This is a genomic window from Kitasatospora sp. NPDC085895, from assembly GCF_040702125.1.
GTDB lineage: Bacteria > Actinomycetota > Actinomycetes > Streptomycetales > Streptomycetaceae > Kitasatospora > Kitasatospora arboriphila.
The window spans coordinates 20,161-32,359 of the sequence record NZ_JBFBJY010000069.1; the positions used below are offsets into that span (position 1 = coordinate 20,161).

General features: G+C 70.7%; 9 protein-coding genes and 4 pseudogenes. 6 read left to right on the forward strand and 7 right to left on the reverse strand.

Translation table 11 applies throughout. From position 1 onward, the window contains the following. Window positions 1-120 precede the first annotated feature (120 nt). On the forward strand, window positions 121-708 hold the full coding sequence (locus AB0442_RS31710) for a histidine phosphatase family protein (protein WP_366167059.1): 588 nt from the start codon (window positions 121-123) through the stop codon (window positions 706-708). A 75-nt stretch (window positions 709-783) separates the two neighbouring features. After that, window positions 784-1,239: a hypothetical protein gene (locus AB0442_RS31715; protein WP_366167060.1), complete on the forward strand. Its 456-nt coding sequence runs from the start codon at window positions 784-786 to the stop codon at window positions 1,237-1,239. A 74-nt stretch (window positions 1,240-1,313) separates the two neighbouring features. Here the strand turns inward: AB0442_RS31715 and AB0442_RS31720 are convergent. The 3 genes and pseudogenes from AB0442_RS31720 to AB0442_RS31730 form a co-directional block, all read right to left on the reverse strand. Further along, window positions 1,314-1,481, reverse strand: a pseudogene (locus AB0442_RS31720) (alpha-galactosidase); the annotation flags it as partial. A gap of 193 nt (window positions 1,482-1,674) precedes the next feature. Beyond that, window positions 1,675-3,240, reverse strand: a complete 1,566-nt coding sequence (locus AB0442_RS31725) for an alpha-L-arabinofuranosidase B (RefSeq protein ID WP_366167061.1) — start codon at window positions 3,238-3,240, stop codon at window positions 1,675-1,677. Between the two features lie 145 nt (window positions 3,241-3,385). Then, complete coding sequence (locus AB0442_RS31730) at window positions 3,386-4,939, reverse strand: alpha-L-arabinofuranosidase B (protein WP_366167062.1); 1,554 nt, start codon at window positions 4,937-4,939, stop codon at window positions 3,386-3,388. A 245-nt stretch (window positions 4,940-5,184) separates the two neighbouring features. On the opposite strand from AB0442_RS31730, the pseudogene AB0442_RS31735 reads away from it, so the two are divergent. The 3 genes and pseudogenes from AB0442_RS31735 to AB0442_RS31745 form a co-directional block, all read left to right on the forward strand. Next, window positions 5,185-5,522: pseudogene (locus AB0442_RS31735) on the forward strand (DUF1304 domain-containing protein). A 230-nt stretch (window positions 5,523-5,752) separates the two neighbouring features. Beyond that, window positions 5,753-5,950 carry a hypothetical protein gene (locus tag AB0442_RS31740; RefSeq protein ID WP_366167063.1) on the forward strand — a complete coding sequence of 66 codons (198 nt, stop codon included), beginning with the start codon at window positions 5,753-5,755 and terminating at the stop codon, window positions 5,948-5,950. Between the two features lie 405 nt (window positions 5,951-6,355). Then, window positions 6,356-6,573: pseudogene (locus tag AB0442_RS31745) on the forward strand (DUF4193 family protein); the annotation flags it as partial. Between the two features lie 583 nt (window positions 6,574-7,156). Here AB0442_RS31745 and AB0442_RS31750 read toward each other — a convergent pair. The 4 genes and pseudogenes from AB0442_RS31750 to AB0442_RS31765 all read right to left on the reverse strand — a co-directional run bounded on the left by AB0442_RS31750 (window position 7,157) and on the right by AB0442_RS31765 (window position 11,152). Further along, window positions 7,157-7,684, reverse strand: a complete 528-nt coding sequence (locus AB0442_RS31750) for a zinc-ribbon domain-containing protein (RefSeq protein WP_366167064.1) — start codon at window positions 7,682-7,684, stop codon at window positions 7,157-7,159. Window positions 7,685-7,972: 288 nt separating this feature from the next. Then, entirely contained in the window at window positions 7,973-8,419 is a 447-nt protein-coding gene (locus tag AB0442_RS31755; RefSeq protein WP_366167065.1) for a hypothetical protein, read from the reverse strand. Between the two features lie 459 nt (window positions 8,420-8,878). Further along, window positions 8,879-9,669: pseudogene (locus AB0442_RS31760) on the reverse strand (ATP-binding protein). Window positions 9,670-10,105: 436 nt separating this feature from the next. Then, complete coding sequence (locus AB0442_RS31765) at window positions 10,106-11,152, reverse strand: helix-turn-helix domain-containing protein (protein WP_366167066.1); 1,047 nt, start codon at window positions 11,150-11,152, stop codon at window positions 10,106-10,108. A gap of 117 nt (window positions 11,153-11,269) precedes the next feature. Here AB0442_RS31765 and AB0442_RS31770 point away from each other — a divergent pair, with 117 nt between their 5' ends. After that, window positions 11,270-12,166, forward strand: coding sequence for an alpha/beta hydrolase (locus tag AB0442_RS31770; RefSeq protein ID WP_366167067.1), 897 nt, complete (start codon window positions 11,270-11,272; stop codon window positions 12,164-12,166). Window positions 12,167-12,199 lie beyond the last annotated feature (33 nt).

Genomic DNA, 12,199 nt, shown 5'->3' on the forward strand with positions numbered 1-12,199 from the left:
GACATGCTCCCCAACCCCGAGAACTCGATCACCTCGATCGCCTAGCTCCTCGGCGTCAGCCCCTGGCGAAGACGATGAAACCCCCTCGGAGCGCCACAAGATCAGATAGCGTGCGCGGCTATGAGTGAGCTAATAGTGATCAGGCACGGCCAGACCGAGTGGAGCCTGTCGGGCCAGCATGCTGGACGGACCGATGTCGCGCTGACCACAGCGGGCGAGGCCGCGGCCAGTGCTCTCGCTCCGAGACTGGCACACCGCCGTCTGGTCGCCGTGTTCAGCAGCCCACTGAGCCGCGCCATGCGGACGGCCGAGCTCGCCGGCCTGACCAGCGCCAAGCCCGATCCCGACCTGTTGGAGTGGGACTACGGCGGCTACGAGGGCCTGACCGCCGAACAGATCCGCGAGTCAAGGCCCGACTGGGATCTGTGGCGCGACGGCGTCATTCCAGGCGACGCCGACCACCCAGGCGAGCAGCTCGCGCAGGTAGCCGCGCGCACGGACGCGGTGCTGGACCGCATCCGTCCGTTGCTGAGCGACGGCGACGTCGCCGTCGTCGCGCACGGCCACCTGGCGCGCATCCTCACTGTCCGCTGGCTCGGCCTCGACGCCTCCGCGAGCCGACTGCTCGGCCACCCACATCCGGGCACGCTCAGCTTCCTCGCCACCGAGGAAGGGCAACCCATCATCTCCGCCTGGAACGTCCCCTAGCTGTACTGACCACGGGCGGGCGGCCTGGGTCGGGGTAGCGGCCAGCTGCGCATCCACGACGGGGCGTTCTCCGCGATGGACCTCACCGCCCGTCACCCGCGCACCGGAGACCTGCTGTCCACCGTGAAGTTCATGGTGCAGACCCTCGCGGCCGCCGGCGAACTCCATCGCGACCTCCAGCGCGAGCTGACCTACGACGGGCTGCGGGCCGCAGCGGCAAAGGGCAACAAGGGCGGGCGCCGCCCGGTCGTCACGGCGGCGAGGGCCGCCGCCGTGCGTGCCGCGTACCTGGGCGGCCAGTCCATCGCGGCCCTGGCCCGCGAGCACCACGTCAGCCGCGGCGCCATCCGTACCGCCGTCGCCGACCTCCTGCCTGAGCACACCGTCGTCGACCCGGGTGCCCCGGCTCCAGCTAGGACACCGGGGCCGGGAAAAGCGGAAGCGGGGCGGCCTCCGCCGCCCCGCGCTCGCTTGCTCACCGCCGCGCCCGCCGCGAGTACGAGAACCGCGTCAACACCCTCGGGTGAGTGACACCTGGCCAACCTGCGGCCTGAGCTTCACTCGTGGCTACTTTGCGGCTGGTGTCTGAGCTAGGACACCGGGGCCTTCATGCCGGAGGACACCATCGCGTCGGCGGCCTGGCGGACCTTCGACTCGTCGACACCGCACCCGAAGCTGTTCCAGCTGTTCCAGCCCAGCGGGGGGGGGGCAGGGCTGCCTGGCGCGGCCTCGGCGGTCGTGGTGGTGGATGCGGTGACGCAGGCGGTGAGCATCAGTGCGGCGGCTGCGAGGAGACGCAGCCGCCGCCCGTGGAACCGTGGGGGGGGACCATGAAGGGTTCCTCCCTGGGAGACGGATTCGACGGTGCAGGGAGCCGGCCGACGCCCCGGCTGGCTCCCTGCACCGGCCCGGTCACGGGCGTGGGCCTGCGGTCGGACCGGCGAGCTTGCTGGGACGGCGGTGCGGTCAGCCCAGCGGCTGGGTGACCAGCCAGCTGGTGTCGGCGGTCCAACTGTTGCTGCTGTCCCAGGCGTTGGAGCCGCCATTACTCGCTATGTAGGCGGTGTAGTTGTAGTGGCGGAGGTACTTGGTCGGGAAGTTGGCGGACTGGAAGGACATGCCGGCCCCGCTGTTGCCCGCGGTGGGGCAGAAGGTGGCGTCCTTCGCGAACGAGCTGCCGCCGGTGTCGGTGTTCAGGTAGAGCTGGTAGTTGGAGTGGCGCAGGAACTGGCCGGGGCTGTTGGCGGACTCGAAGGACACGCAGGAGGTGTCGGCCAGGCCGGTGCGGACGATCCAGGTGGCGTCGGCCTTGTCGGTGGCCGAACTGGCCGATTTGAGGCTGGAGATGACGACCTTGGTGTCGGCGTCGTCGTGGCGTAGGTAGTGCGAGGTGCAGCAGGGCGCGGTGGTGGCCTGCAGGGAGATCCGGGAGCCGGGCGTCAGCGTGCCGGTGCCGGTCGAGCCGCTGTTGTAGCCGGCGGCGGTGATGTTGGCCTGGACGGCGTTCTCGGTGGCGTCCGAGGGGTAGCCGGAGGTCATGACGCCCTCGTAGAAGGTGCCGCCGCCGGTGTTGCTGTTGTCGCCGCCGATACCGAGGATGATCGCGCCCTGCTTCTTCATCGGGTTGTAGCCGCCGGCGGTGGGACGTATGCCGTTGTAGAAGGTGGACAGGCCGCCCGCCTGGGCGTCGCCGCCATGGATGGCCCACTGGTTCTGGCCGCCCTTGAGCATGGCGGTCAGAAAGCGGTTGTTGACGCTGGGGTCATTGGCGTTGAAGCCGCGGTTGACCCCGGAGAACAGACCGTTCTCCAGGTCGGCCATGACCCACGGGCCGTTGCCGCTGCCCCAGCCCCAGCCCTTGCTGTTGCCGAAGTAGAGGGCCTCCATGGTGCCGTTGCCGTCGTCGTTGCCGGTCGTCTCGGCGTTGCCGTAGTCGAAGCAGCAGCCGCCGTTGAAGTGCGTGCCGTCGAAGATCGCGTACATGCCCTCGGACTGGTCGCCGGTCGCGATGCCGTTGGTGTGATTGTTCCGGTAGCCGGTGCCGGGGGCGACGTAGACGCCGTACGCCTTGTGGCCGGCGACGGTGACCGGCGCCTCGAAGGCGTTGGCCAGGTTGTCGTTCCCGCCCTCGGCAGGCCCGGGCCAGTGTCCCTTGAGCGCCTGGGTGAGGTGGTTCCCCTTGCCGGACTGGTCGTAGATGACGGTGATGACGCAGCTGGTCGCGGCGCAGAAAGAGTCCTGCGCGGCGGCGTCGGCGACGCCGCCGGCGTTCAGCAGGCCGATGTCCTTGGTCGCGTTGTCGGAGGCGCGCCTGACCTGGTACAGCGGCCCGTTGTACGTCCCGTATAGGGCGCGCGTGGTGCTGTGCGCGGCGACGCACTCGGTGCCGCCCGCGGCGTAGATGTCGCACGGCCCCTGGGTGGCCGCCTGCGAGGTCGCGGCCGTGGCCGTGAGCATGCCGACGGCGAGTGCGGCGCTCGCGCTCGTCGCGAGGAGAGCTCGCCCGAGCCTACGGATCGACAGTTTGACCATGAAGATCTCCTTCACAGAGTGGGGGTGGGGTGGGCGTCCACGAACCTGTCGGTGTCCGGCTGCGCAAACGGCGTGGGCTGCGCTGACGCCTCCGGTGCCTTCCGGCGTGGGCCGTCTTCGACAGTCGGCCGGCACGGGCCGCTCGTCAGCCCCAGGGGGAGACGGCGAGCCAGCTGGAGTCCTGGGTCCATGACGACGGGCTGTCCCAGGTATTGGCGCCGCCGTTGCTCGCGATGTAGCCGACGAGGCGGTAGTGGCGGAGGTACTTGGCCGGGTAGTTGAGGGACTGCAGGGAGTAGCCCGTGTCGCTGTTTCCCGGTTTGGCGCAGAAGGTGGCGTCCGCGGCGAACTGGCCGGTGCCGGCGACGGGCTGGAGGTGGAGCTGGAAGGCGTAGTGCCTGAGGTAATTGCCGGGAGTGTTGGCCGACTCGAAGGAGACACAGGTGCTGTCGGCCAGGCCGACCCGGACGATCCAGGTGGCGTTGCCCTTGTCGAGGGCGGAACTGCCGGGGGTCACCGGCGCGATCCCCACCTTGTCGTCGCCCGTGTCGTGATGCAGGTAGTCGCCGGTGCAGCACGAGGTGGTGGCCCGCAGCGACACCTTCGCTCCCGGGACGAAGGGGGTCGTGGTGGTGGTGCTGTAGGCGGCCGCAGCGATGTTGGCCTGGACCGCGGCGTCGGTGGCGTCGGAGGGGTAGCCCTTGACCATCGCGCCCTCGTAGAAGGTGCCCGCGCTCGCGTTGCGGTTGGTCTGGCAGCAGTCGCCGCCGCTGCCGAGGATAACGGCGCCCTGCTTGTGCATTGGGTTCCATCCGCTGGGCAGCGAGCCGCTGTAGAGCTGGGTCAGGCTCCCGGACTGGGCATTGGCGCCTTTGAGCGCCATCTGGGTGGTGCCATTGTTCTTGAGCATCGCAGTGACGAAGCGACTGGTCTGGGAGACCTGGTTGGGGTTCCACGTCCTGCTGCCGCCGGAGAACAGGCCGTTCTCCAGGTCCGCCTGCACCCACGGCCCAGTGCCGCTGCAACCGCCGAACCAGCATTCCGTGCCGAAGTTGATCGCGTCCATGGCGCCGTTGCCGTCGGCCTTGTGGTCGATCTCCGTGTTGCCGTAGTCGAAGCAGCAGCCGTTGTTGACGTGGGTGCCGCTGGTGACCATGTACTCGCCCTCGGGCGAGCTGCCGGTGGGCACGCCCCCGGCGGAGCTGTAGGCGAAGTAGCTGTTGCCGGGCTTGATGTAGAGCGCGTAGGCCTTCTGACCGTTCACGGTGACTGCTTCGGTGGTCGCGGTGGCCGCCGTGTCGGCGCCGCCGGTCCCGCCGGGGCCCTGGTAGACCAGGGTGTTGCCGCCGCCGGTCTGGTCGTAGAGGCGGGTGATGCTGCACTCGGTGCCCGCGCAGAAGGAGTCCTGCGCGGCGGCGTCGGCGACCCCTCCGGCGGACAGGGCCCCGATGTTCTGCGACATGCCGTCGGAGGCCCGCTGCACCTGGTACAGCGGGCCGCTGTAGGAGGCGAAGAGCGCACGGGTGGTGCTGTGGGCCGCGACGCACGGTGTTCCGCCCGCCGCGTAGATGTCGCACGGGCCCTCGGCGGCGGCCCGGGCGGTACCCGCTCCGGTGAAAAGACCGACGATGAGCACGGCCGTCGTTCCGGCCGCCGTCAGCGCCCGCCGGGCGTGGCTCGGCCACGATCGCATGGTCATGAACGAACTCCTTCGCGGGTGGGGAAGGAAGAAGGCGCCCCTCAATTGTTAACGCTAACAATTTTTCTGGGGAAGTGGTGCCCGCAAGACGGGTCGGACACCCTGGTGGTGATGCGCCGACCATCACTATGGCTACACGTTGATGTACCGTCAAGACATCAGACTGTTAACGCACACAGAAACCATGGCAGTTCGCTCTGCCGGCCCGGTGATCGTCATGGAGTGACGGCGCGACCGTGTAAGCCATGTCGATCACCGCCACCGTCGCGGTCCTGCTCGTTGCCGCCCTGCACGTCTACATCGTGGCTCTGGAGATGTTCCTGCGGGCCGGCCGGAAGGCCCGGGCCGTGTTCGGGACCAACGAGGACTTCGCCGTTGCTGCGAAGACCCTCGCGGCCAACCAGGGGTTGCGCAATGGCTTCCTCGCCACGGGCCTTTGTGGGGAGCCGCCGCCTCCGACCCGGTGGCCTTCCAGGCGGAGGTTTTCTTCCTGGTCAGTGCCGCCACGGCCAGCCGGAAGATCATCTTTGCTCAGGTCATTTCGGCCTTGGTCGCGCTGCCCCTGGTGCTGGTGGCCCGCTGATCGCCGTGCGGCGCAGCGACTCCGCCCGGCGTCCGGTCGAACGCCGTGGCGAGGTCCGCATGGGGGCGAGGGGTCAGGCCTTGCCAGTCAGGCGTCACGGCTGGAGCAGCTGGTGAAGCGGGGGAACCTGCTGTGCAGCAGTCACACGGTGAAGACTGCCAGTATTGCCGAGTGGCGGCGTACATGGGCTCGATACCAGCTGCGATCCTTACTGCCCGGTTCACCTGGACGTGGCGCTCACCCGCACCGAGATGCGGCAGTGGGAAGCCGCTGGCGCCGTGCTGGAGGAGGTGTGCGAGATAGCGTCGAACTGGGTGGCGCACCAGACGCTGTTCGGCGCGGTCGTCGAGTGGATAGCCGGCGCGGTGCCCGGCCCGCGGGTCAACCGGATCGCCGCCCGCGGCGGAGTGACCCTCGGCGCCCGCTGACCCACGAACCGCGGCCTCCCGTTCGCGGCCTTCCGCACTCGGGGCGCAGCTGCCCCATCCGGTCCGGGCCGGCTCCCACCGTCGGTAGGAGTGTGGGAGGCGCTGCTGCCGGTCGGCCCGCCGCAGAGCGACGGTCGCTCGTTCACAACTTCGCTTGCTCCTGCTAATCGTGCCTTCATTGCGGCTAGTTGGCCCCCGACAGTAGTGGCATGACCAACCGCCGCACCGGCCGAGTGCCCATCGCCCTCTATATCTGCGCCGACGACCCCGCTTCGGTGGCGCTGCTTGCCGGCCACGCCCGCTGCTACGCCCAGGCCCGCGAGTGGACCGTCGTCCTGACGTCGTCGACACCGATCCCACCAAGCCGCTGGAGCAGTGCAGCGGCTGGCGGGCCGTCACCGCGCCTCTGGTCGAGCGCGCGTCGCGGTCGAGGTGGACGCGGAGGCAGCCGAGGGGCTGGAGCTTCCGGGCGCGGACCTGTCCGGCGAGCAACTCACCGTGCACGTGGTGCCGCTGCAGGAGGACGAGTTCACCGGCAAGACCTGCTTCGGGTCCACCACCGCACCCGGTTCGCCGGCCAGGACAGGGCTGGCCAGCGCGTCTGCCGCGACTGCGCCTCCTGACCGGGCTTCGCGCAAGAGCGGAGGTGTGCCCAGGGGTCGAGTGTGCGCAACCCCTTCGGCCCACGGGATGTTCGGGTGGCCCCTGCGGCCGCCCCGGCCTCAGCCCCGATCCGCGGGGCGGCAGCCGCGACGGCTTCTGCTCGGTGAGCGGCTCGGCGGGACCGTGGCGGCGGCAGGCGGTCAGGCCCGGCGGAGGGCGTGGGAGGTGGAGGGCGTGGCCGGCGAGGATGATGCCGCAGTCGTCGCCGGGGGTCCTGGTGGGCGGTGTGGAGGGCGGGCCAATCGCCGGGCGGCTGCAGAGCCTGGGCGATGCCGTCGAGGGGTTCGCCGTCCTGGATCGGGATCGTGACGCCGTCCGGGGGCTCGTCTCGACGGTCGTTGTCGTGGGGGCTGCGTGGTCGTGGGCTTGCGTTGGTGGGCTTTCCGGGGGCTTTGTGGGGCAGGGACGGGGTGGTGGCCGGGGGCGGCAGCCGCAGGCGGTTGCGGGGCTGGCTGCGGTGTCGGCGAGCGAGGGCCGCAGGCTCGCGGTGCAGGCGGGGGAGTGACCGGGGGATCCGATGGGCGGGGAGGGGACGGGCACTGCTCAGAATCGGCACTCGACGAGCCGGTGATGCGGTGGGAGATCGGCGGGGACGGGGACCTCGTTCGGGACGGTGGTCTTCGGTGCGGGGATCTCGACGGTCTGTGCCGGCCTGGCCGGGTGCGTGTTCTGGCCGTCCGTCCACCAGGTGATGTGGCAGGGCAGGCACCTCGGGTGGCCCTTCGCCCGGCGCCGCTCGGCGGCCTTCGTGGTGACCTTCACCGTGCACCCGCAGGCCGGGTAGGTGAACGGGACGCGGGGATCCGTGCACTGTCGGCAGGCGGCGACGTCGCCGTTCTTCCACTTCGGCATCGTCGCGCGCTGCGCGATCTTCTCCCGCCATTCGTGGCCGGTCGGGCAGCGCCACCAGGCGGTGATGTTGGACTGCGAGGCGATCCGGTCTGGCCGCAGGGAGCCGTTGCGGTCCGGGTGCCACGTCGGTAACAGCGCGGGGTGGGCATCGGCGAGCGAGCGGCTGTACGGGCGACCCGGGGTGCCCGATGGGCCGGCAGGAGCTGAGTGGGTCTTCACGCCCCAGACTCTGGAGGGCCGCCGGCAGTTTGTCCGCCGGACGGGGGAGGCATCACCTGATTCGACGGTCCTATGTCACCCGGACAGAGCAGCTCACCCACACCCGCGGCGGGACCTGCCGGCGGGGGAGTCCCGCCCGTCAGGTCCGCCGTGGATCGACTTCACCCGCAGGCCGCGCCGGTAGCTCCTCCGCTGTGGTCGGCACGGGTCTGCTTGGTTCTGCGTGGTGGCACGGGACGTGCGCACGAGGTTTTGGGGGCCTTTCGCGGGGCGGTGCCGGAACGAGAGTCAGAGAGGGTGCTCGGTCCTGTCGGCCCGCGGCGGGTCGCCGGCGCCGGCGGTGGCGGCGGGGGAGTAGAGGCGGGCGGTTGTGAGGGCGTGGTCGATGACGGCGCACAGCCGGGGCAGATCGGCGGTGTCGAACATCACGGCAGCGGGCAGGGCGAGGGCGAGGGCGCCCACGGCACCGATGACGAGGGCCTCGATGGTTGTGAGCCGGATCGGGCGTTCGGTGCGGCGTGCGCCGAGCAGGACGTAGCCGTCGAGCCGGTAGCGGGTTTCCCAGTTAACGCCGCCAAGATAGGCATCGTTGGGGTCGAGGTCGATGCCCGTGCAGGCCACGGCGGCGGCGAAGCGTTCCAGAACCACGGCGTGCTCCGGCTCGGTTTGCCGGCCGGCGATCTCCCGTACCCACTGCGCGGCGCGCGCGGTGCAGGCTGCTGCCTGCACGAGCACGAGGGCCCGGTCCCTGGTGCCAGGGCTGCTCGAGCCCGGCAGCATCGCGCCGATCTGGTCGGGGCTGGGGGGCAGCGGGATCCGGGACAACGGAGAAGACGCCATACGACGACAACGTCCACGGGCCTAAACGGTTACGGTCGACTCCGGGCACTGGCGCGACCATCAGCACAAGGGTCGACCGGGCCGTCGCCACGGCGCGCAGGCAGGGCCGCCAGTGCAGGACGGGGGCGAGGACGCTCGTGCACGGCGCGAGGAACCACGCCGGGCGGCCGTGGATGCGTGCGACCCCATGGCCCGGGCCGGCCGGAGCTTCTCGGTGGCCCCGGCTCGTGGTCGTTGCCGGCCGCTGCGCCACCTGTCAAGGGACAGTAGGAGTTCCCCGCTCGCGGACAGTTGATCTCCCCACTGGCGGATGTGGAAAGTCCCCGGGGGACAGTTGATCTTCCCGCCTCCGGGTCAGCCGAGTGGGATGACGCCTCGTCCGGTGGTCGCCTCGGCGAGGCGGTGGCTGTCGCCCTGCGTGACGACGACGTGGGCGTGGTGCAGGAGTCGGTCGACGGTCGCGGTGGCGAGGGTCTTGGGCATGGTCTCGTCGAATCCGGACGGATGAAGGTTGCTGCTGACCGCCAGATTCCGCTGTTCGTAGGCGGCATCGACCAGACGGTAGAAGCCTTCGGCGGTGTCCGGCGAGATGGGCAGGAGCCCGATGTCGTCGACGATGATCAAATCGGTTCGGGTGATCCGGGTGATCGCCTTCGAGACGGATTCGTCGACGCGGTGACGGCGGATCAGGGCTCCGAGGTCCTCGATGGTGAGCCAGGCAACCGTCATCCCGGCGTCGACGGCCGACTGGCCGTGGGCCTCGCTGAAGTGCGACTTTCCGGTGCCGGAGGGTCCGACGACGCGGAGGTTCTCGCGTCGCCCGACCCATTCCAGGGTTCGCAGTGCGGACTGCGTGGGGACCGGGATCGAGGACGCTTCCTCGTTCCGGATGTGGAAGGTCTTGCCGGTCGGGAACGCCGCGCGGGTGCGGCGGTGCGGAGGTTGGCGGCGTCGCGGCCGGCGGCCTCCTCCGCGAGCAGGGCCCGCACGATCTCTGCGGGATCCCATCGCTGGGCCTTCGCGGTCGGGATGATCTCGGCCATCGCCCGGCGGATGTGCGGCAGCGCCAACCTGCGGGTCAGCGCGATCGCCTCGTCGAACGCGGCGCCGGACGTCGCGGCGACCGCGGAGGCGGGTGCTTGCATGCGCGGCCGCGTCGGCCGCTTGGGTGGGACTGTCGTTCATGAAACAGGTGCTTTTTCCAGGTCGGGGTCGACGTCGAGTGCCTGCCCGGCCTCGAGAGGTACCTGGGCAGCGGCGACGGTTCGAAGTCCACGGTCTGGCAGGTCGGCGAACGGCACCTCGTCCTGAGGTCCTGCGCCCGCGTCGGTGACGGGGACGTCGAGACGGCGGTCTGGCTCGCCGTCGTCGACCCGTCCGGCCCCCACGCCCACATCAACTCATGAACATCCGGTTCCCGGTGATCTGACCGTCGTCGTCCCCGATGACCTGGACCGCCTGCCGGATGCTAGGGCGCGGTGCGCCTGCACCTGCTGCGCGTTGCTCGTCCCTTCACCGCTTGCCCGGTCCGGGCCCGTCGTTCCGGTGAGCCAGTGCCGATGCGCTGTGAGGGTGCAGGGATTATTCCTCCGCTAAGTCGTTCAGGAGCCGCCATGCGGTGAGAGCGATGTGAGCCCTCGTCGATCCGGTGGGGCTGGTGACGTCGGTGCCGAGGGCCTTGCCGATCCGTTCGAGTCGGCGGGCGACGCTGCTGTGGTGCAGGTGGAGGAGCTCGGCGGCGCGCCGTACGGATCCGGTGGCGCAGTAGGCCTCGAGGGTCTGCAGGCCCTGCGGGGTGCCGGCGATGCGGGCGAGTGCCGTCACGTCGGCGTTGTCCCGGGCGGCCGCCTCAGGGATCTCGGCCAGGAGCGCCAGCGCCCCGAGGCCGTCGTAGCGGACGACCGGCTCGTGGGCGGTGGTGAAGCGCAGCGCCGTGCGGGCCTCGCACCAGGAACGTTCCGGGCTGCCAGCCCTGCCGATGCCCGCGCGTACGTCCGCGGGCCATCGGGCGCCGTCCAGCGAGGCGGTCAGGACGACACCGGTGCCGGCGACCACTGCAGCCTTCACCGGCCGAGCCCGGCTCAGCCGGGCCGCGACCTCGGCGAGGGGAGACTGCGAACGGACGGCGGCGACGTGCACGGGCGTGCCGGCGGTGAACCCCAGCAGCCGTAACGCCCGGGCCCTGGCCGGATCGTCGATCCCCGGGCTGACGGCCAGTTCGACGAGAGCCGGGTCGGCCATGGTCGTGCGGGCCAGCCCGTACCGTTCGGCGGCCGCCGCGACGGCGATGGCGAGTCGGTCCAGCAGTACGTCGTCGAGCGGACCGGGCGGCCCGGGGCGCTCCAGCCACACCACGCCGATCTCCTCCTCGTCGAGGGTGACCGGGCACGAGGCGCAAACGGGTGACGGTGGCTCGGCCGCTTCCCTGCCGTCGGGCGCCGCGCGGATCACGCGCCCCGTCCCATGGAGCCGGATCCCGACGATGCACTCGGCCAGGCCGGCCGAGGCCCGGGCCAGCGCCGCAAGGTCCACCCGGCGGCGCATCAGCGTGTCGTAGAACGCGACGACACGGATCGTCCCTTGAACGTGCGGGTCGAGATGTGACAGTCGTTCAGCCAGCGCCTCCATGACGCGAGGATAGGGCGTACCAGCGGCCGACCGGTGCGCCGTTCGTCGCGCAGGCGAGCCGATCCTCGCGACGGACGGCGGACGACCCGCGGCGCGGCGGCCGTGAGGATGGTCGGCATGGATCCCGAACTCGAAGCATTCGTTCCCCTGCTCCCCAAGGTCGACATGACCGACCCGGTCGGCGCCCGCAAGGTCTTCGACGAGCTGGCCGCCAGCCGACCGGCACCCGACACCACCGGCCTGGACATCGAGGACCGCACCGTGCCCGGTGACCCGGACGTGCCGGTGCGCATCTACCGCCCGCAGCACGCGCACGGCGCCGTCGTGTGGCTCCACGGCGGCGGATTCGTCTTCGGCGGCCTGGACGCCGAACACCCCTGGGCCACCCGCATCGCCCGAGACTCCGGCGCGGTAGTGATCTCGGTCGGCTACCGGCGGGCCCCCGAACACCGGTTCCCCGCGGCCCTCGACGACGCCTACATCGTACTCACCTGGGCGGCGGAGCACGCGCCCGCACTCGGCATCGACACCGACCGGATCGCCGTCGGCGGCCACAGCGCCGGCGCCAACCTCGCGGCCGCCATGACGCTTCGCGCCCGCGACGAACAGGGGCCGCCCATCTGCTTCCAGCTCCTCAACGAGGCCATCCTCGACGACCGGCACCAGACCTGGTCGGCCCGCACCTTCACCGCCACGCCCTGGAACAACCGCGCGGTGCGCATCGCCGCGATGAACCACTACCTGGGCTCCCAACAGGCCACACCGTACGCCGCCCCGGCCCGCGCCACCGACCTGTCCGGGCTGCCGCCCGCCTACATCGCCACCGCCGAGTACGACCCCAACCGCGACGAAGCCCTCGACTACGCACAGCGCCTCCTACAGGCCGGCGTCAGCGTCGAACTTCACCAATGGCCCGGCACCTTCCACGGATCACTGGCAATCCAGACCGCCGAGGTGTCCCAGCGCCAGACCGCCGCACTTGGCGCCGTCCTGCGCCGCGCACTGGCCGGATGAGGTGCACGGCCGAGAGGATCCGTGTCGATGGCC